The organism is Micromonospora sp. AKA38 (assembly GCF_027925725.1).
Taxonomy (GTDB): Bacteria; Actinomycetota; Actinomycetes; order Mycobacteriales; family Micromonosporaceae; genus Micromonospora.
Genome location: NZ_BNEI01000010.1, coordinates 121,192 through 141,200 on the forward strand (window position 1 = coordinate 121,192; position 20,009 = coordinate 141,200).

The 20,009-nt window shown below is 72.8% G+C and carries 17 protein-coding genes; 1 reads left to right on the forward strand and 16 read right to left on the reverse strand.

What is annotated here, in order from left to right:
• The 15 genes from efeB to TPA0908_RS31080 all read right to left on the reverse strand — a co-directional run bounded on the left by efeB (position 1) and on the right by TPA0908_RS31080 (position 17,086).
• The gene (efeB, locus tag TPA0908_RS31010) at positions 1 to 1,323 is read right to left on the reverse strand and encodes an iron uptake transporter deferrochelatase/peroxidase subunit (RefSeq protein WP_281943998.1); all 1,323 of its coding nucleotides are present in this window, start codon (positions 1,321 to 1,323) and stop codon (positions 1 to 3) included.
• A complete protein-coding gene (efeO, locus tag TPA0908_RS31015; RefSeq protein WP_281944000.1) occupies positions 1,320 to 2,450 on the reverse strand; it encodes an iron uptake system protein EfeO in 1,131 nt (376 codons plus the stop codon). The genes efeB and efeO overlap by 4 nt, the downstream gene beginning before the upstream one ends.
• Before the next feature lie 29 nt (positions 2,451 to 2,479).
• Positions 2,480 to 3,460: an iron uptake transporter permease EfeU gene (gene efeU, locus TPA0908_RS31020; RefSeq protein ID WP_281944002.1), complete on the reverse strand. Its 981-nt coding sequence runs from the start codon at positions 3,458 to 3,460 to the stop codon at positions 2,480 to 2,482.
• Positions 3,461 to 3,703: 243 nt separating this feature from the next.
• The gene (gene ahcY / locus TPA0908_RS31025; RefSeq protein WP_281944004.1) at positions 3,704 to 5,203 is read right to left on the reverse strand and encodes an adenosylhomocysteinase; all 1,500 of its coding nucleotides are present in this window, start codon (positions 5,201 to 5,203) and stop codon (positions 3,704 to 3,706) included.
• 274 nt (positions 5,204 to 5,477) lie between these two features.
• Entirely contained in the window at positions 5,478 to 6,638 is a 1,161-nt protein-coding gene (gene manA, locus TPA0908_RS31030; RefSeq protein ID WP_281944006.1) for a mannose-6-phosphate isomerase, class I, read from the reverse strand.
• Between the two features lie 3 nt (positions 6,639 to 6,641).
• Positions 6,642 to 7,682, reverse strand: a complete 1,041-nt coding sequence (locus tag TPA0908_RS31035) for a cation diffusion facilitator family transporter (RefSeq protein WP_281944008.1) — start codon at positions 7,680 to 7,682, stop codon at positions 6,642 to 6,644.
• Positions 7,683 to 7,710: 28 nt separating this feature from the next.
• Positions 7,711 to 8,907 (reverse strand): SIS domain-containing protein, encoded by a 1,197-nt coding sequence (locus TPA0908_RS31040; RefSeq protein ID WP_107157731.1) that lies wholly within the window; start codon positions 8,905 to 8,907, stop codon positions 7,711 to 7,713.
• A complete protein-coding gene (locus TPA0908_RS31045; RefSeq protein ID WP_107157732.1) occupies positions 8,904 to 9,110 on the reverse strand; it encodes a Trm112 family protein in 207 nt (68 codons plus the stop codon). Before TPA0908_RS31045 ends, TPA0908_RS31040 begins: the two co-directional genes overlap by 4 nt.
• Before the next feature lie 159 nt (positions 9,111 to 9,269).
• Positions 9,270 to 10,238, reverse strand: a complete 969-nt coding sequence (locus TPA0908_RS31050; protein WP_281944012.1) for a hypothetical protein — start codon at positions 10,236 to 10,238, stop codon at positions 9,270 to 9,272.
• 112 nt (positions 10,239 to 10,350) lie between these two features.
• Positions 10,351 to 11,028, reverse strand: coding sequence for a deoxyribonuclease V (gene nfi / locus TPA0908_RS31055; protein WP_374709286.1), 678 nt, complete (start codon positions 11,026 to 11,028; stop codon positions 10,351 to 10,353).
• A gap of 53 nt (positions 11,029 to 11,081) precedes the next feature.
• Positions 11,082 to 11,648, reverse strand: coding sequence for a DinB family protein (locus TPA0908_RS31060; protein WP_281944013.1), 567 nt, complete (start codon positions 11,646 to 11,648; stop codon positions 11,082 to 11,084).
• Positions 11,649 to 11,664: 16 nt separating this feature from the next.
• A complete protein-coding gene (locus TPA0908_RS31065; RefSeq protein WP_281944014.1) occupies positions 11,665 to 12,105 on the reverse strand; it encodes a hypothetical protein in 441 nt (146 codons plus the stop codon).
• Positions 12,102 to 16,346, reverse strand: coding sequence for a toxin glutamine deamidase domain-containing protein (locus TPA0908_RS31070; protein WP_458575203.1), 4,245 nt, complete (start codon positions 16,344 to 16,346; stop codon positions 12,102 to 12,104). The genes TPA0908_RS31065 and TPA0908_RS31070 overlap by 4 nt, the downstream gene beginning before the upstream one ends.
• Before the next feature lie 24 nt (positions 16,347 to 16,370).
• The gene (locus tag TPA0908_RS31075) at positions 16,371 to 16,727 is read right to left on the reverse strand and encodes a hypothetical protein (RefSeq protein WP_281944018.1); all 357 of its coding nucleotides are present in this window, start codon (positions 16,725 to 16,727) and stop codon (positions 16,371 to 16,373) included.
• Positions 16,728 to 16,729: 2 nt separating this feature from the next.
• Entirely contained in the window at positions 16,730 to 17,086 is a 357-nt protein-coding gene (locus tag TPA0908_RS31080; protein ID WP_374709282.1) for a YbaB/EbfC family nucleoid-associated protein, read from the reverse strand.
• Positions 17,087 to 17,221: 135 nt separating this feature from the next.
• Between TPA0908_RS31080 and TPA0908_RS31085 the strand changes: the two genes are divergently transcribed.
• Entirely contained in the window at positions 17,222 to 18,457 is a 1,236-nt protein-coding gene (locus TPA0908_RS31085; protein ID WP_374709283.1) for an SUKH-3 domain-containing protein, read from the forward strand.
• Positions 18,458 to 18,461: 4 nt separating this feature from the next.
• Here TPA0908_RS31085 and TPA0908_RS31090 read toward each other — a convergent pair whose 3' ends face one another.
• Positions 18,462 to 19,901, reverse strand: a complete 1,440-nt coding sequence (locus TPA0908_RS31090) for an aldehyde dehydrogenase family protein (RefSeq protein WP_281944024.1) — start codon at positions 19,899 to 19,901, stop codon at positions 18,462 to 18,464.
• Positions 19,902 to 20,009 lie beyond the last annotated feature (108 nt).

The following is a 20,009-nucleotide window of genomic DNA, read 5'->3' on the forward strand; positions in this document are numbered from 1 at the left end:
TCAGGAGAACAGTGCCCGGCCCCACCAGTCGGCGGCGTCGCGGACGCCCGGCGGGCAGGCGAACAGGCCGCTGGAGACGTGGCGGAGGTACTCGTTCATCGCGTCGTTGCGGGCCAGCCGCGTCTGGATCGGCACGAACTGCTTTCGTGGGTCCCGCTGGTAGGCGATGAAGAACAGCCCGGCGTCGAGCCGGCCCAGCCCGTCCGAGCCGTCCACGAAGTTGTAGCCGCGACGCAGCAGGCGGGCGCCGCCGTTCTGGTCCGGGTGGGCGAGCCGCACGTGCGCGGTCGGCGCGATGACCGGCTCGCCGTCGTCGCCCTTGGCGGCGAAGTCCGGCTCGTCGAACTCGTCGCGCCGGCCGAGCGGGGCACCGCTGCCCTTGGTCCGGCCGGTGATCATCTCCTGCTCGGCCAGCGGGCTGCGGTCCCAGGTCTCGATCAGCATCCGGATCTTGCGGGTGACCAGGTAGGAGCCGCCGGCCATCCAGTCCGGGCCGTCGCCGGGCTGCACCCAGAGCTGCTCGCGGAGCAGGTCTGCGTCCTCGGCCTTGAGGTTGGCGGTGCCGTCCTTGAAGCCGAACAGGTTGCGTGGCGTGGCCTGGTCCCGCGACGTCGACGAGGTACGCCCGAACCCGAGCTGCGACCAGCGGACGCTGACCACGCCCATGCCGATCCGGGCCAGGTTACGGATGGCGTGCACCGCCACCTGCGGATCGTTGGCGCAGGCCTGGACGCAGATGTCGCCGCCGGACAGCTCCGGCTTGAGCGCGTCGCCGGCGAAGTGCGGGAGGTCGGCCAACGCGGCGGGGCGGCGGTCGGCGATGCCGAACCGGTCCCGGCCCTGGGCGTCGCGGAACAGCGACGGGCCGAACCCGACCGTGACGGTGAGCTGCGACGGGGGCAGCCCGAGCGCCTCGCCGGTGTCGTCCGGCGGGGCTTCCGGCACGCCACCGACCGCACCGATCAGCCCGGCGTCCTTGCCGGCGGTCATCCGGGCCGCGGCGGCGGTCCACTCCTGGAGCATCGCGACCAGCCGGTCCCGGTCCTTGGTGACCACGTCGAACGCGACGAAGTGCAGCCGGTCCTGGGCCGCGGTGGTGATGCCCGCCTGGTGCTCGCCGAGGAACGGCACCGCCCCGGCGGCCGTCTCGGTGGCCGACGCCTGGCCGCCACCGGCGATCAACGCGCCCGCGCCGGCCGCCACCGCGCCGACGCCGGCCGCACCGACACCGGCCAGCGTCATCGCCCGCCGGCGGGAGATCCCGCGACCGGGCTGCTTGCTGTTCGGCTCGCTCGTCGCGTCACCGCCGGCCGGGGTGCTCATCGCGCGACGGCCGCCGCGATCTTGCTGACCGGCTCGGCCAGCGCGTTGATGCTGTCCGACAGCTCCTTCAGCTCGGTCTTGCTGAGCTGGGTGTGCAGCTTCCAGCCGTCCCCGGCGCGGTGCTTGCCGAGCGCGGCCTCCACGTTGGCGAACTCGGCGTCGAGCTGCTTGACCAGGTCGGGCGCGCGCTGTTCCAGGGCCGGGCGCAGCGCGCCGACGGCGGCCTTCGAGCCCTCCAGGTTGGCGTTGAAGTCCCAGAGGTCGGTGTGCGAGTACCGCTCCTCCTCGCCGGTGATCTTGCCGCTGGCGACCTCGTCGAGCAGCGCCTTGGCACCGTTGGCGAGCTGGAGCGGGGTGAGCTTCTCGGCGTCGGCCTTGGCCACGATCGCCTTGACGTCGACCAGGAGCTGGTCGGCGATCGGGCCGTCCTTGCTGATGTCGCCGGTGGTCCAGAGGTCCTTCTCGATCCGGTGGAAGCCGGTGAACTCCATGCCCTCCTCGACCACCTCCTCGCGACCGTCGATCTTCGGGTCGAGGTCGCCGAAGCTCTCCGCGACCGGCTCGATCCGCTCCCAGTAGGTGCGGGCCACCGGGTAGAGCGCCTTGGCCTTGGCCACGTCGTTGCCCTTGACCGCGGCCACGAACTCCTCGGTCCTGGTCAGCAGCGCGGCGGTCTGGCTGCGCACGTAGCGCTGGTAGCTGGCGGTGGCCTCGGTGAGCGCGGCGTCCGGCGCGACGCTCGCGGCGGTGCCGCTGACCTTCAGCGCGCCCCGGATGCCCCGGCCGCTCATCCCCGGCTTGCAGGCGGTCTCGTACGTCCCGGCGGGCAGCTCGACGCGCAGCTCCCGGCTCAGCCCGGGGGCGATGTTCTCCACCTCGCCCATCACCCGGTCACCGGCGGCGTACACGTAGAACTCGTTGACCTTGGAGCCGTTGTTGGTCACCTTGAACGTCACCTGGCCGGCGTCGATCTCGGTGCTGTCGACCTCGCAGGCGCTGTCCGTCGCCTTGACGGCGATCGGCCCGCCGGCGGTCGCGCCGGCGTCGTCAGCACCGCCGCAACCGGCCAGTCCGGCGACGGCGAGCAACCCGGCGGCGGCGGGCGCGACGAATCGAGTGGTACGCATCGGTGCGGGATCTCCTCGGAAACGGGCGGTCAGGCGCGCGGGGACGGGACGGCGGCGGCGTCGACAGCGGCCGGCGCGGGCTCGGGGGTGGTCGCGGTGGACTCGGCCGGCGCGTTCCCGGCCGAGGCCACGGTCGGCGCGTCGGCGGCGGGGGCCGCGGTCGGCGCGTCGGCGGCCGGCGCGGCGGGAGGCTTGGCCGACGCGGCCGGCTTGCGCAGGAAGAGCACCAGCACCGGCACCGCGTACGCGACCCAGGCGATCAGTTCCAGCACGGTCGGCGCGGCGGTGATGTTGAACATGCCGGCGAGCAGCGCGCCGTACCAGGCGTTCGGGTCGAGCGTGGCGGAGATGTCGAAGGCCTGGTTGTTCAGGCCGGGCAGCACGCCGGCCTCCTGGAAGTCGTGCACGCCGTACTTGAGGATGCCGGCGGCGACCAGGATCAGCAGCGCGCCGGTCCAGGTGAAGAAGCGGCTCAGGTTGATCTTCAGGGCGCTGCGGTAGAGCAGGAAGCCGATCACCACGGCGGTGGCGATGCCGCCGACCAGGGCGAGCAGCGAGCCCGCGCCGGTGCCGCCGGCCACGCTCTCGGCCGCGGCGTAGAAGATCAGCGCGGTCTCCAGGCCCTCCCGGACCACCGCGAGGAAGGCCATGCCGGCGACCGCCAGCGACCCGACGGCGAGCGCCTCGGTGAGCTTGCCGCGCAGCTCGCCCGCGATGGACCGGGCGGCCCGGCGCATCCAGAAGATCATCCAGGTCACGAACACGACGGCGGCGACCGAGGTCACCGCCTCGAAGAGCTCGCGCGACTCGGAGGTCCGCAGCAGCGAGGTCGAGGTGTACTGGATCAGCGAGCCGAAGACGACGGAGAGCACCACGGCCAGGCCGACGCCGGCCCAGACCTGGGGCAGCCGGTCACGCCGCTGCGACTTCACCAGGAAGGCGACCAGGATGCTGACCACCAGGGTCGCTTCCAGGCCCTCCCGCAGGCCGATCAGGTACGTGGCGAACATCCGTAACTCCGTAGTCGGTCAGGCATGCCTCAGTTAACTTAGGGCAGCCATACCTTGCTCCTGTTCCGGCACGGCGTCAAGTTGTTCACGGCAACGTCACCCCGCCGGCCGCGACCGTCGTCCCAGCCTCGTCCCGGGCCGGCCGGATCGCACAGGGCCGGAGGACCCGTTCGTCCCCGCGGACGCGAAAAGGGACCGGGACGGCCGCGCGGCGGCCGACCCCGGTCCCTCCCGGGTGCGGGATCAGTAGCGGTAGTGCTCCGACTTGAACGGACCCTCCTGGGAGACGCCCAGGTAGGAGGCCTGCTCCTTGGTCAGCGTGGTCAGCTTGGCGCCGAGCGCGTCCAGGTGCAGCCGGGCGACCTTCTCGTCCAGGTGCTTGGGCAGCACGTAGACGCCGATCGGGTACTCGTCGGTCTTGGTGAACAGCTCGATCTGGGCGATGGTCTGGTTGGCGAACGAGTTCGACATCACGAAGCTCGGGTGCCCGGTGGCGTTGCCCAGGTTCAGCAGGCGGCCCTCGGAGAGCACGATGATGGCGTGGCCGTCGTCGAACCGCCACACGTCGACCTGCGGCTTGATGTTCTCCCGGGTCACGTCGCCGCGCTTGGCCAGGCCGGCCATGTCGATCTCGTTGTCGAAGTGGCCGATGTTGCCCACGATGGCCTGGTGCTTCATCCGGGCCATGTGCTCGTTGGTGATCACGTCGAAGCAGCCGGTCGCGGTGATGAAGATGTCGGCCTGCTCGACCACGTCGTCAAGCGTGGCGACCTGGTAACCGTCCATCGCGGCCTGGAGCGCGCAGATCGGGTCGACCTCGGTCACCACGACCCGGGCGCCCTGGCCACGCAGCGACTCGGCGCAGCCCTTGCCCACGTCGCCGTAGCCCATCACGACGGCCATCTTGCCGCCGATCAGCACGTCGGTGGCCCGGTTGATGCCGTCGATGAGCGAGTGGCGGCAGCCGTACTTGTTGTCGAACTTGCTCTTGGTCACCGAGTCGTTGACGTTGATGGCCGGGAAGAGCAGCGTGCCGGCACGGTGCATCTCGTAGAGCCGGTGCACGCCGGTGGTGGTCTCCTCGGTGACGCCCTTGATGCCGGCGGCGATCCGGGTCCAGCGCTGGTTGTCCTCGCCGAGCGAGCGGTGCAGCACCTGGAGGATGACCGCGTACTCCTCGGAGTCGGCGGACTCGACCGGCGGCACGACGCCGGCCTTCTCGAACTCGGCGCCCTTGTGCACGAGCAGCGTGGCGTCGCCGCCGTCGTCGAGGATCATGTTCGGGCCCTGCCCGTCGGGCCAGGCGAGCACCTGCTCGGTGCACCACCAGTACTCCTCCAGCGTCTCGCCCTTCCAGGCGTAGACGGGGACGCCGGCCGGGGCCTCCGGGGTGCCCTCGGCGCCGACCACGATGGCCGCGGCGGCGTGGTCCTGGGTGGAGAAGATGTTGCAGGACGCCCAGCGGACCTGCGCGCCGAGCGCGACCAGGGTCTCGATCAGGACGGCGGTCTGCACGGTCATGTGCAGCGACCCGGTGATCCGGGCGCCGGCGAGCGGCTGGGCGTCGGCGAACTCGCGCCGGATCGCCATCAGGCCGGGCATCTCGTGCTCGGCGAGCCGGATCTCCTTGCGCCCGAACTCGGCGAGCGACAGATCCGCCACCTTGTAGTCGCCCTCGGCGAGGGTGCTCGGCCGGGCGCCGGACGGCGCGCCGCTGGGGGCCGCCGGAAGCGTGCTGGTCATGGAAGCTCCTGTCGAACGAAGGGCTGCGCAGCCTTCCACCTTACGCGCGTGGGCCCGCTCACCCGGCTCCGGTTGGCGCAGGAGCGACGAACAGCGCACGGGGGCGGACGGTCGTGGACGACTTTTCCGCCCACGGCCCGGCCACCCCCGTGCATCCCCCCGGTTTGGATCCCCGCGCGTTCCCGGACGTTCGTCGCGACAACGCTGCGTACACAAAGACTCACACTGAGCGACCGGCCCGTCAAGCGGTTCCGGGAAATCGGCGCCGCGGGGCTCAGGACAGGCCGCAGGTGGCCACGAACGCCTCGCCGTCCCCGGTGAGCACCAGCGGGCCACCGGCGGCGGTGCCGACCGCGGACCGGCCCGCCGCCAACGTCACCACACCCACCCCGTCGTCCACGGTCAGCTTGCCGGCCCCGCAGAGCACCACCCGCGGGCCGGGCAACGTGAACCGCACCTCGGGCGAAGCGGCGCCCACCACCACCCGGTGCAACGCGAAATCCTCCACCGGCACCGGCCAGGTCGACACGCCGGGCGCCACCGGCTCCGGCCGCAGCACCGGATCGGCCAGCACCTCGAACCGGAGCACCCGCAGCAACTCGTCCACGTCGATCCGTTTCGAGGTCAACCCGCCGCGCAGCACGTTGTCGCTCGCCGCCATGATCTCCACGCCGGTGCCGCGCAGGTAGGCGTGCAGGTTGCCGGCCGGCATCCAGATGCCCTCGCCCGGCGCCAGCCGCACCCGGTTCAGCAGCAGCGCCACCACCACACCCGGGTCGGTCGGATAACCGGCCGCGAGCGTGCGGACCAGCGCCGCGTCCGGGGACGCCGGCCCGGCGGTCGCCGCCACCAGCACGGCCGCCACCAGCCCGGCGCGCTCCGACTCCGGCCAGCTCAACAGCGCGCGTACGGCCTCCCGCAGCCCCGCCGGACCGCCACGCAACGCGGCCACCACCGGTGCCAACGCGGGTACGCCGAACCCGGCGAGCACCGCCGCCGACTCGGCCGGGTCCCGGAAGCCGCAGAGCGCGTCGAACTCGGAGAGCGCCACCAACAGCTCCGGCTTGTGGTACGGGTCGACGTAGTTGACCCGCCCGGTGTCCGCCGCGTGCCCGGTGCGGGCCTGCTCGGCATCCGGATGCGCCTGGAGGCTCAGCGGCGCGTCGGCGGCCAGCACCTTCAGCAGGAACGGCAGCCGGGTGCCGAACCGGCCGACCAGGCGCTCACCCAGCCAGTGCCCCGGCTCGGCCAGCAACAGCTCGGTGAGACTCACCGGGCCGCCGTCCCGGTCGACGGTGGCCGGGGCTCCCGGGTGGGCGCCCAGCCACAGCTCGGCCTCCGGCCCGTCGCTCGGCACCGCCCGGCCCTGCAACTGCGCGATCGCGGTGCGCGAGCCCCAGGCGTAGTCCCGGATCCGGCCCTGCATCAACTCCATCGGTCAGCTCCCGGGCCGCCCGGCCACCTCGTCGGCCTTTGCCGCCTCCGGCGCGGTCACGTCGTCCGTCTCCGTCTCCGCCTCCGGCACGGCGGTGTCGGCGGCCTGGCCGGTGCCCGCCCGCTGCGCCGCCGCGCTCCAGATGTCCGGCTCCAGGTAGATCACCCGGGCGATCGGCACCTCGCGGCGGATCCGCGCCTCGACCGCGTTGATGCCCCGGGCCAACTCCTCCGCGCTCTCGCAGGCCGGCACCGCGATCTTCGCGGCCACCAGCAGCTCCTCCGGGCCGAGGTAGAGCGTCTTCATGTGGATGATCCGCTCGACCTCCGGACCGCCGGTGACGGCTTGCTCGATCTTGGCCAGCTCGCTGCGCTCGGCACCCTCACCGAGCAGCAGGCTCTTGGTCTCGATCGCCAGCGTGATCGCGATGATCACCAGCAGCACGCCGATCATCGCGGTGCCGGCCGCGTCCCACATGCCGTTGCCGGTGGCCAGCGTCATGCCGACCCCGAACAGCGCGAAGACCAGACCCACCAGGGCGCCGAAGTCCTCCAGCAGCACCACCGGCAGCTCCGGGGCCTTGGCCCGGCGGATGAACCGGACCCAGGTCTGCTTGCCCCGGATCAGGTTCGACTCCTTGATCGCGGTGCGGAACGAGAAGCCCTCCATCACGATCGCCGCGAGCAGCACCACCACCGGCACCCACTGCCACTCCGTGATCGGGTGCGGGTCGGCCGCCTTGTGGTACGCCTCGTAGAGCGCGAACAGGCCACCGAGGCTGAACAGCACGATCGCCACGATGAACGCGTAGATGTAGCGCTCCCGGCCGTAGCCGAACGGATGCTGCGGCGTGGCCTCCCGCTTGGCCCGCCGGCCGCCGATCAGCAGCAGGCCCTGGTTGCCGGAGTCGGCCACCGAGTGGATCGACTCCGCCAGCATCGACGACGAGCCGGTCAGCAGGAACGCGATGAACTTGGTGACGGCGATGCCGAGGTTCGCCGCCAGGGCGGCGACGATCGCCTTGGTGCCCCCGTTTGCGCTCATGCCCCGCCTCGCTCGATGCCGCACATGCTCACTGGTTTGCCAGCTCCTTCATTTCCGTGATGGCCGGAACCGCCATCGGGTCCAGCCCGTGTGCCAGGGCGAGGTAGATCGAGGCGAAGTCCGGCACCGCCACCAGCGACGCGAGCCGCTCCAGCGCGGAACCACCCTCGGCGGTCACCACGTCGCAGCGCACCCCGCGCCGCTCGGCGAGCGTCTGCACCGCGTCCGCGCGGCGCTCCTCCACCGCCAGCGGCTCGTCGGTGTCGTCGTCGGCGTTGAGGCCGCCGTCGCGCAGCAGCACCAGCCGCAGCCGGATGCCGTCCGGGTCGGAGTCGTCGGGGTCGGCGAAGATGTCCCGCTCGCCCTCGGCCAGCCCGCCGAAGACGCCGTCGAGCAGCCCCACCCGGCCCCGGCCGGCCTCGCCCAGCGCACCGCTCACCACCGGGTAGCGGGAGTTCGCGGACAGCGTGTCACCGAACCGGCGGGCGGCCACGGTGGCCAGCGGGGACGAACCCCACACGATCGGGATCGACCCGGCCAGCCCCAACGCGAGGGACTTCGCCGGATTGACGAACGACTCGGCGGTCGGCCGGCACCGGTCGGCGTCGGCGTCCAGCCGGGCCGCGGTCTCGGCCAGATCCGCCTCGTTGACCTTCACGAGGCCGAGCGTACGGGCGGCGAGCAGGACCGGCACGGTGAGCGCCCACAGGCTGGCCCGGGCCGGGGCCCGCCGCGGCACCGGGATGAACGGCGCACGGGCCCGCTCCGCCACCGACTGGAGTTGCGAATCCGGAGCGCCGACCGCGACCAGCCGGGCGCCGCGCCGGTGCGCCGCCTCGGCCGCGCCCAACGCCTCCGGGCTACGGCCGGAGGCGCTCACCGCGATGACCACGTCCGCCGCGCCCACCCAGCCGGGCACGCCGGCGCTGCGGTGCGGGATCACCGGCACCGGGCAGCGCGGCCCGGCGACCGTGGCCAGCACGTCCCCGGTACGCCCGGCGGTGCCGATGCCGGCGATGACCACCGCCCGGGGTCGCCCGTCGTCGGCCAGCACGGACAGGTTCGCCTCGGCGGCCAACGCCGCCGACTCGCGTACCTGGGCGCCGGCGGAGGCGGTGAACCGCAGCATCCCACCCGGATCCCGCTCGCCGAGCTGCGCCGGATCGTCCAGCAGTGCCTCGTCCGCGTGCCGGTGCCCGCTCACCCCGGCCGTACCGTCCATCACCGCGACGACCCGCCCCGCGCGTCGTCAGCCGCCGGACCGCCCCGCGCCTCGTCCAGGAGCAGCACCGGGACGTCGTCCCGGACCTCGAAGACGCGACCGCACTCGGTGCAGGTCAACGTCTGCGCCTGCGGGTCGTAGTCGAGCGGGGCGTGGTGTGTGTCCGGGCAGGCGAGAATCTCGAGCAACTGCGGGTCCAGGGCCACGGCGCGGCTCCTTCCACGTATGTGGTCTCACCGGTCGGCGGTGCCGTCCGGCGCACGCGATCTTAACGGCGAACCGGCCCCGGCACCCGGCCCCGTTCGACACCCGGCCGGCCGGGTCCACCCATGGTCACGGTAAACCCGGGAGCCGTCGGGGCCGGCTCAGTCCGGCATGCGGGGCAACAGGCTGGTGGCGTCCCCGTCCGTAGGGGCCGCTGGCGGGGACCCGGCGGGCGGCGTCCCGTACACGTTGCCGGTCGGGCGCGGTGGCGTGGCGCCGCCGCCATACACCGTCGGGGCCGGCCCGGGCGCCCCGGAACGGTAGGTGGTGCTGCTGCGGGGCAGCGGGACCGGGGGATGCTCGACCACCGGGCCGTCGTCCGTCCGGTCCGCGCGGCTGCGGCGCACCAGCAGGACGATCAGCGCGACGCCGACCAGGACCAGCCCGATGCCGAACCACATGATCATGGAACCTCCGAAGGACGAATCGTCGGCCGCGGCACCGGCGGCCGGCTCGACGGCGGCGACCACCGCCGACGTGCCCGCCGTCTCCGGCGGCGTGACGGCGACCGTGCTGGGCGTGGGGGTCGGCGACGGCTTGCGGGAGGGCGTCGGGCTCGGGCTCGGCGTCGGCTCCGCGCCCACCAGCCGGGCCGACCGGCCGGCCCGGCCGAGCACCTGGCCGTTCGCGGCACTCGCCTCGCCGGCGATCTCCAGCCGCCCGCCCACGGCGCCGGACAGGAAGGACACCCGGTAGCGCACCGCCGCGCCCTTGCCCTTGCACAGCGGCCGCTCGACCGACGCCACCTGGGAGGTGGTCACCACGCCACCACCACCGCCGACCGGCACCCCCACCCAGCGGCCACCGGACGCCACCTGCACCCGGACCTGATCGGCCCGCAGACCGTCCAGCCGCAACCCGAGCGTGGTACGCAACGACACACACCCCTCGGTGCGCTTGCGCACCTCGACCGTCACCGCGCCCGCCGAGCCGCCGGCCGTGAAGCTGCCCGCCGAGCGCAGCCCGACCCGGTCGCCGTCGGCCAGCGCCGGGGACGCCACGGCGACCACCAGGCCACCCAGCATCGCACCGGCCGTGGCCCAACGCGCCGCGTGCCGCCTCACCGACATCCCCACCTCACCGTTTCCGTCCCGGACGAGATCCGCCGGTCAGGTTACTACCGGGCCACCCGGGCACCCGCTCATCGAGCGCCCCACATGTGTGCAGCGTTACGCGTCCCGGTCAGCTCCGGTCGCCACCCGCCGCGAGGGCCCGACGGCAGAGCCGGTCGGCCGTCCGGGTGGTCTCCGGCAGCCGGTACCGGGGCGTCAGAGCCAGTACCCGCTCCACCGCCCCGTCCAACCCGATCCGGTGCCCGACGCTGACGAAGACCGGCCGGACCCCGTCCCGGGTCCGCAGCACCCGCCCGACCACCTCCCCGCCGTCCCACAGGTCGGCCCGGTCGCCGCGCCGTGGGCCCGGCCCGGTCCACGAACCGACGAGCGGCGTCTTGCCCACCCCGACCGCCGGCAGCCCGGTCACCAGCCCCAGGTGGCAGGCCAGCCCGAACCGGCGCGGGTGCGCCACCCCGTGCCCGTCGCACACCAGCAGCTCCGGGCGGACGGTCAGCCGCTCCAACGCGGTGAGCAGCGCCGGCATCTCCCGGAAGGCGAACAACCCCGGCACGTACGGGAACGCCGGCCGCCCCACGCACACCGCCTCGTCCACCACGGCCAGGGTGGCCGCGTCCAGCACCGTGACGGCCGCCGCGAGCCGGTCACCGCTCTCCGCGTACGCGACGTCCAGCCCGGCCACCGTCGCGGGCGCGCTCGGACCGGGCCCGACCAGGTCGACCCGCGACCGCAACTCCTCCTGTACGCGCAGCGCCTCCGCCACGTCGGCCGGCGGCCGGTACGGAATCCCCGCCGTCGGCGGCCCGGCCTGGTTCCCGGGGCGCTCAGGGTCGGCGCGCGTCACCGGCCCACCCGACCGTCGATCCGCTCGCGCAGCAGGTCGGCGTGCCCGTTGTGCCGGGCGTACTCCCCGATCGCGTGCACCAGCAGCTCCCGCAGCGAGACCATCCGGTCACCCCGATGCCCCCTGATCTCCAGGTTCGGCGCCTCCGCCACGAACCGCTCGGCGAACGTCACCTCACGGCGCCACGCCGTCCACGCCTGCGCGACCAGCGCCCGATCGGCGACGGCGCCGGTGAAGGGCTCGTCCACGTCACCGGTCGGCCAGATCCGCGACACGTCCTTCCCGGCCATGACGCGGCGGAACCAGTGCCGCTCACGCTCGGCGGCATGACGGAGCAGCCCGAGCAACGACAGCGTCGACGGTGGCACCGACCGCCGGGCGAGTTGCTCCGCGTCGAGCCCGGCGCACGTCAACTCCAGCCTGCGACGGTGGTACCTCAACTCGCCGGCCAGGACGCTCCGCTCGTCCGCACCCGGACCGTCGACGCGGGGATCCTCGTCCGGCGCGACGAACATGTCCTCCCAGCCGAACCGGCGTGGACCGGCCCCGGCATCGGTGCTCATGGCCGGCACGGGACCATCAGGAGGCCGCGATGGTGGGGTCGGCACCGGGGTCCCCGGCCCGTTGGAGCTGCTCCTCGAACATCACGAAGGTCCGCCGCCGGATGCCCGCGACAAGTGCCGCTTCCTCCGGTGTGTACGCGCGCCTCTCGGCGGTGGCCTGCTCGTCGATCGCCCGCACCGTCTCGTAGAGCGCGAAGACGGGCCCGTCGCCCTTGAGGTAGCGACCGCGTGCGGCCTCGGTGCGCTGGACGAACTCGGCGGGCGTCCGAGCAGAAATCTCGCCGCCGATGGCCGAGAGGACGTCGTCGATCACGTCATTGGCCGATCGCCAGCCGCCTGTCGCTCTGTCCAGCCGCCATGCGGTGATCCCTCCATCAGGCGTAGAGACCAGCTTCACCGGCGTCTTGTAATGGTCGTAGTAGGCGGGGAGTTCTACACCCTCGGATCCGTCTGTCATTCACGCCCTCCGTGCAACGCCGTCTGCAGAGCGGCCCAGAAGAATGCACGCTGACGGTCGATGATGCCCCTGCGGATGGCCGACTCCATCGCGGTCACGCTACGTCCTTCCTCCTTGGCAACGGCATTGAGGTCGCGCCGCACCTCGAAGAGGGAATGTTCCCAGGTCGCCACCTCGTCCAACGCGGCCAACTGCAGTCGGAGCTCGGCGATATGACCGTTTGACGCTCGCACGAACATCTGCACGTCCCGATATCCACCGCTCTGCGGTGATCTGAAGCGGTCATCGAACTCCACGAGATCGAGTTGCGCATCGTTCTTGAGGGCTGCCAGTGCGTCGTAGAGGTCGTCCAACTTACGATAGGAGACATAGCCGCCTGCCAGGTCAGTCAGCTGTGACGCATCGCCGCCGTAGCCCTCGATCTTGTCCTCAGCCCTCCCACGATTCTTGGGCTTGCTGCGTGGATGATATTCGGCGGCACCGCCGGAGGCCGCGGCGAGCCGGAGTCCCAAGGCATCGACGTCGGACTGCGCAACAACCGCCATCTCGAACAACTCGTCGAGATACCGCTTCCGGTAACGAGTGTCACTGAGGCGATCGCGATCGAAGCCCGGCTGCACGGCTTCCGGACCATTGACGGCGAAGGACTTGCTGATCTCCATCTGAGCATCGGTCAACGGTGTCGGTTCAAGGTGCCGCGTCGGAACCGCCACAAGTGCGTCGGCTCCCTGCTCGGCTATCTCGTTCAGCACGTCCTGCAGGACGTCGATGGCCTGTTGGTGGCTGGCGAGATGGTGCAGGGTCACCGGCCTGGCGGTCAGCGAGTTGGCGAGTTCCGGCGTCGCCAGGATCATCCGCACCAGGTCGGGACGCTCCGCGAGCTGTCGCACCAACGCCTCGGCGAGCAGTTCCTCCCGCCGCGGCGGGGCCTCCCAGCTCTGGTCCAGCATCCGCTGCGCGCGGGCGTCGTTGAACAGCCGTTTCAGGTCACCGGCCGCGGCCTCGTCCAGCCCTGGCACGAGCCGTCGCAACGTCGACCCGTCGGCGTGCTGCGCCAACTCGACCGGGGTCACCCCGGCGGCGAAGGCGTCAGCCAGGCTGGCGCTGGCCACCAGCGCGTCGCGCACGTAGAGCCCGGCGGCGATACGGTCCGCGTGAGCCGCACGGTGCGTGTCGCGTATCCGGTCAGGCGTCGGCTCGGCATGCGGCGCGTTGCCGGGCGGGCGGTGCAAGGTGGTGGACTCGCCGAGCAGGTGGACGCGGTTGAAGTCGGGCGTACCCCCGTGGTCGCGCGGCAGCGGGTCGGGCGGTCGTGGCTGCACCGGACGGTGCCGTGGCTCGGGCAGCACGTTGAAGTCGCCGGGCGGCCGGCCGGTAAGCGGCATCGGCCGGCCGTCCGGGCCGAGGACCAGGGCGTCCACCCCCACCACGTTCCCCTCGAACGGGACGCCGCTGTGTCGGTAGAGCGGCTGCCCCGCCACCATCCCGCTCTGCGGGTCGAGGTAGAGCACCGTGCCGTTCTGGTTGAGCGCCACCCAGGCGTGCGAGCCGCCGCCCTCGAAACTGGTGATGAGGAAGGCGTAGCTGCCGTGACCGCCCGACGCCAGTTGCGCGTGCAGGTCGCGGTAGCCGCGCTCGACCAACCTCCGCCGGGCCGCGCCGGTCACCCCGGCGCGGTCGGGCCGGCACAGGTTCTGGAACCGGCCGCCGGTCGTCTCCTCGACCCGCAGCGGGCCGTCGATCTCGCCGCCGACCGGTCGCTGCACGTCGCCCGCGAGATAACCGTCGAAGGTACGCGGCGCGGCGACCCGTGGCCGACCGTGCACCCAGGTCTCGAAGAGGGACAGCGTGCAGTCGAGGCAGTTGATGCCGCGGGTGGCGTCGGCGGCCGGGCCACCGTCGTTGGCCAGCCGGAACCAGTCGCCGCGCCGGGGATCGGCGGTCCGGATGACGCCGCCGTCCGGGTTGCGGGGCATCTGCCGTTCGAGGTCGGTCTGGTGCAGCGCGAGCGGAGGCCGGAGTCCTCCGCGCCGGCCGTAGGGGCGGGACCGGTCGACCGGCGGCGGGTGACCGTGGCCGGTGAGCGCGGAGTGGTCGGCCGTCTCCACCGCGCCGAGGGCCAGGTCCGCCACGTCGTCGTTGATCCGGTAGAAGTCGAGGTCGTCCTCGACCATCACCCGTTCCGGAACCAACTTCCCTTTGAGTACGTGCTGCGCCTCCGCGCGCAACTCCGACGCCTCCAGGTCGGCCTCATGCGCTTCCCGGTGCCAACGCTCGGCGGCGAGCGTCCGCCCCGACCGGCGCAGCTCCAGGGCTTGCGCCGCCCAGTCACTCGCCCGTTCCTCGTGGTAATCGGCGCGTTCATTGAGCCAGTCCGCCCGGGTCTGACGTCGGCGGTCCTCGAACCAGTTGCGCTGGGATCGCAGGTAACTCTGGTAGCGGCGTCGATCGAGGGCCTCCCGCTCCGACATCAGACGCGTGGCCCGCTCCTGCGGAGTTTCGCGGTGGGAAGACGGAGGGTCGTACGGATTGAGGACGCTCGGCGGCGGACTCGTCGGCCCCACCGTCTCCAGCAGCGGGAAGCGGGGGTTCGGCACCGGCCGGGGATCGGGGCCGACGCCGGGTGCTCCCGGGTTCGGCGCGACCTGGGGATGGGGCGGCGGAGCTGGCGGCGCGGCGAGATGCCCGTCAAACCCGCCGGCGGTGATCCGATCCGGTGACGGCGGCATCGCCGGGTACGGATGGTCGACGGGCGGGGGCGAAAGTGTCGTCGGGGCCGCCGCCTGCACGGGTGTGGTGGGAGCCGGAGCATGGGTGTCGGTCATCGCCGGCGTCGGGCCCGCGCCGCGCCAAGCGTCGGCGGCCCCCGGAAGAGCGGAGCCGGGGTTCGGCGTGTCGACGGCCACCGAGGACAGCATCGGAGTGGTGGTCGAGGTGGTTGTCACGACGGCGGAATCGACGTTTCCCAGGGCGGGCAGCGTCGGGGTGGACAGTTCCGGCGTCGGGTGTGCCACGCCCACCGGGTCGAGGTGCGGAGCCGCCGTCACGGCATCGGCCAGCGGGGTCGAAGAAGGCGGGCCGGCAACCGGCCGGGAGTGCACGACCGGCTCATCACTCTGCGCGGACGGCGGCCCGGCGGACCGATGGTCCGGAACGAAACCGGTCGGACCCGGCCCGGATGACACCTCCGGGCCGACCGGCGGCAGGTCCAGGCCGACCGGCGGGGCCGTGAGGCCGCCCAGCTTCCCGTCGAGTCGGTGATGCAGCGCCGTCTCGGTCTGCCCGGTGACGGAACCGCTGACGCCGGACGCCGCGGCGCGAGCCAGGTCTTCCAGTGACGGGCCCTGACCGGTGGCCAGCCCGGCTGCGGTCTCGGCGAGGCTCTCGCCGGCCATCTCGCGCCCGAAGCGTTCCCCGACCTGCGCGAACCGTCCGCTCGCATGCCGGCCCAGACCGGCGAGCGGCGCGACCGCGCCGCCGGCGAAGCCACCGAGCCCCGACGCGCCCACGTCGGTCAGGTCGAGGCCGTTCCGGCGGCCGGTGGAGTTCTGGTACGCCTGGGTGGCCAGGTTGGTGCCCGCCTCCTGCCCGGCCTCCGCCAGGCCGGCGAGCACGGCCTTGCGGGCGAGGCCCCGGGCGCCGCTCTTGACGGCCTCCTTCGCGGCCCGTTCGCCGGCCTCCTTCAGGCCTTCCTTGACCGCCTTGCGGGCCAACTGGGCCACCAGCCGCTTGAAGATCTGTTGCACGGCGATCCGGGTGGCGGTGATCGCGGCGCCGGCCGCCGGTGACGCCGCGCCGAGCGTGAGCACGGTGACCACCGCGAGGGACAGCAGTTCGACGACCAGGATGCCCAGCTCGATCCAGGCTTCCAGCTTCGCGCCCTCGATGTCGCAGCCGCAGGAGTCGACGAGCCGCCCCAGCTCGTCGGTGGCCGCCACGAGGGCGTGCAGCGGCGCGTCCTCGCCTCCCGCCACCTTGTCCCAGGCCGTGTCGAACGCGTGCGCCACCAGACCGACGCCGCCGTATCCGCTCTTCACCTCACCGGCGGCGGTGGTCGCCTCGTCGCGCGGGCCGGCCAGGACGCCGGCGACGGAGTACCACTGGTCGGCCAGGTCCCAGACGGCGCGCTCGTTGCCCTCCGGCCATTCCACGCCGACCACCCAGTCGAGCGCCTCGTAGATCCAGCCGGGCACGTCCCAGGGGCAGTAGTCGAGCGGGTGCGGGATCGGGCTGGGCAGCATGCTCACGCGCGGATCCTCCGGTGGTCAGCGCCAGGGCCGATGCGGGTTGTGCCGTTGGTGCGGGATCTTCCCGAGGTCACGGGCGTTGCTCAGATCGGTCTCCACGGTCGCGGTGACCGAGCGGACCACGTCCGACCCGAGCCCTTCGAGCGAGCGTCCGAGCAGTTCCCACGCCCGCAGCAGCGTCTCGGCGTAGCCCTGGTAGTGCTTGTCGAACGCGGCGCCGATGTCGTCGCGCCCCCACGGTCGTCGGCCACTCGCCGCGGCGATCGGATCGCCGGTCTCGCGCCGGGCCGCCGTGACGGCCTTGCCGGTCGCGGCCAGGTCGCCGCCCCCGCGCCGGGCACGGCCAGCGTCCAGCCAGATCCCTTCCCCGGCCATGGTCACTCGCCGCGTGACGCCATGGCGTCGGCCCGGCCGAGCAGCGCGCCGAAGTCATGGGTACGCAGGAACTCGACCGAGGACGAGCCGGGCGGCAGATAGCCGGAGACCAGATCGCGGGTGGCGGCGGACGCGGCGGCGGAGGCACGCAGCACGGTCTCGGTGATCTTCCGGCTCAGCGCCCGGGCATCCCGGTCGTGGAACACGGCGGGACTCACCTCGACGGTGATCAGCTCGCCGCGCGCCCCGACCACGACGGTGACCTGGTCGTCGTCGGAGCGTTCGGTCACCCGCAACTCGGCCAGCCTGGTCTGGAGTTCGTCCAGGCCGGACCGCAGTCGTTGGTACTGGCCGTACACCTCGTCGAACCTCGCTCGCAACGCACGGTTCGCATCCCGATCGGCACTCTCGGCCACCACCGCCCCCCTTCCGTCACCGTGGGTAGGGCCGACCATACCGGGTGCCACGGAATCCGTGGGGTCCGGTAATTTCAGGTGGTGATCGAGCGACAGCAGGCCGAGCAGATCGCCTCCGTCTGGGCCCGGCGCGACTCCGACCGCCTCGGCTTTCCCTGCACGCCGGTGGTCGAGGAGTTCGACCTGGGTTACATGGTGTTGTCCACTGTGTCCAACGAGGCTCGGGCCCTGCCCGGCGACCTGCCGACCACGGTCATCGACAAGGAGACCGGCGAGGTCTCCACCTGGCCCCGGGTGCCGGCGTCGGCGGTCGAGCAGATGTACCGGCAACGCCGGCCGGCCGCGCCGCGCGCCCCCCGTACGGTCGACCCGGCCGGGCAGTTGCTCCGCGAGCTGACCCGGCTGCCTACGCCCGGCGCGGCGGCGCACCTCACCCTGGACGGCCGGCTGCACGTCGCGCAGGGCGCGAAGGGCGACGTCGAGCTGCACCACCATCCACTCGTCCGGTCCTATCTCGACGAACTGCCCGCCGGTCACCTGGTGCGGGGCGGCGATCGGCACGCGGAGATGATCGTCGTCTCCGACGCGTTGCACGAGCACGACCACCGTCGCGCCGCCGAAGGGCTACCGCCGCTGACGCTCGACGAGGCCCGGCAGTGGTTGAGGGTGAGCCGCATCGAGTTCTTCCGCATCCGCGAGTCCGGTGATCCGGCGGGCGGTCAGGCAGACCTGCGATGCGAGTCGTGCATCCGGTTCCTGGTGCATTTCGACGTGCTGCCCTGGCCGGAGCTGGCGTACGCCGAGGAGTGGCGCCCAGATCCGCAGACTCCTCCCGATTCTGAACGGTTCCCGTCCGAAGTGGCGGACGCGCTTGTGGTCGCCGGCTGGCGGCCGCACTTCGGGGACGAGGTGTCGGCCGCCGCCTCGGTCCGCAAGGTCACCGGGGTCCGTGGGGCCCAGCACAGCCATGCTTCCTTCCCCGTCGCCCTGGCGACGCTCACCGCCTTTCCAGGGCTGGTGAGCGCACGGCAAGGCCCTGGCGAAGCGGTGTGGATCTCCCGCTTCGACGTGCGTCCGCGCAAGGTCGCGCACACCGCCGACACCCTCGCGGACTTCGGCGCGGTCCTGGGTGTCCGCCTCTTCCCGTTGGGCAGCGAACGTCAGGAGAGCATCGTCGCGGTCGACGAGCACGGCCGGGTCTTCGCGCTCGATCAGGCCGGCGAGTGGTTCCTCGGCGCGGACGTCGATGCCGCTCTCACCACGCTGCTGCTCGGCCGTGCCGCCCCCCGGGTCCGCGATGACGGCACCTGGTGACCGCCTACAACGCCACCCCGGTGAGCACCAGGACGCGCGGCTCGGTGTAGTCGTCCATCGCGCTGCGCAGCCCCTCCCGCCCGACGCCCGAGCCCTTCACCCCGCCGTACGGCATCTGGTCGGCCCGGTACGACGGCACGTCGCCGACGATCACGCCGCCGACCTCCAGTGTCCGGGCGGCGGCGAACGCCACGTCCAGCCGGTGGGTGAAGACGCCGGCCTGCAACCCGTACGCGGAGTCGTTGACCGCGGCGAACGCGGCCTGGTCGTCCGGGACCGGGGCGACCACGAGCACCGGCCCGAACACCTCCTCGGCGCAGACCTTCGCGTCGGCCGGCACCCCGCTGAGCACGGTCGGCGGGTAGGTCGCGCCGTCGCGCCGGCCGCCCACCTCGATGGTGGCCCCGGCGGCGACCGCCTCGTCCACCCACGCCTCCACCCGCTGCGCCGCCTCGACGGACACCAGCGGCCCGACGTCGGTCAGCTCGGAGCGGGGGTCGCCGGTGCGCAGTTCCTCGACGGCGGTGACGAGCCGGGGCAGGAAGCCGTCGTGGAGCCGTTCGTGCACGTAGACCCGCTGCACCGCGATGCACGACTGCCCGGCCTGATAGTTCGAGAACGTGGCGATGCGGTGCGCGGCGAATGTCAGGTCCTCGTCGGCCGACCAGTCGGCGCAGATCACCGCCGCCGCGTTGCCGCCCAGCTCCAGCGTGACGTGCTTGTCCGGGGCGGCGCGGCGGATGGCCGCGCCGACCGGGCCGGAGCCGGTGAACGAGACCACCGGCAGGCGCGGGTCGGCGACCAGTTCGGCGGCGCGTTCGTTGGGCAGCGGCAGCACCGAGAAGATGCCGTCGGGCAGGTCGGTCTCGGCGAGGAGTTCGCCGAGCAGCAGCGCGGTGAGCGGGGTGGCCGGAGCCGGTTTGACCACGATCGGGGCGCCGACGGCGAGCGCCGGAGCGACCTTGTGGGCGACCAGGTTGAGCGGGAAGTTGAATGGGGTGATGCCGAGCACCGGCCCGCGCGGCACGCGCCGGACCAGCGCGATCCGGCCGGTGGCGGCCGGGTCGGTGTCGAGACGTTGCAGCTCGCCGGAGAAGCGGCGGGCCTCCTCGGCGGCCCAGCGGAAGGTCGAGATCGCGCGCCCGACCTCGGCCTTCGCCCACTTGACCGGCTTGCCGTTCTCGGCGGTGATCAGCGCCGCGACCTCGTCGGCCCGTTCGGCGAGCCGCCGGGACACATGGTCCAGGGCGGCGGCGCGGACGTGCGCGGGCAGGGCCGCGGCCTCCGCGGCCACCCGGGCGGCGCCCGCGACGGCGGCTTCGACCTGGTCGGCAGTGGCGAGCGTGGTACGCCCCACCGCCCGCCCGTCGTACGGGTGGGTGACGGTCAGCTCTGCCTCGCCGTGGGCGGGGCGGCCGGCGACGTAGAAGGCTCTCGGCTCCACGTCCGGCAGCGTAGACCAGGAACGCTCGCGCGGAAACAGTTGCCCAAACCCTTGTCTGCCTCGAATTCAGTAGCCAAGATGGCAGTCAGATTGCGAGAACCTCCGCTG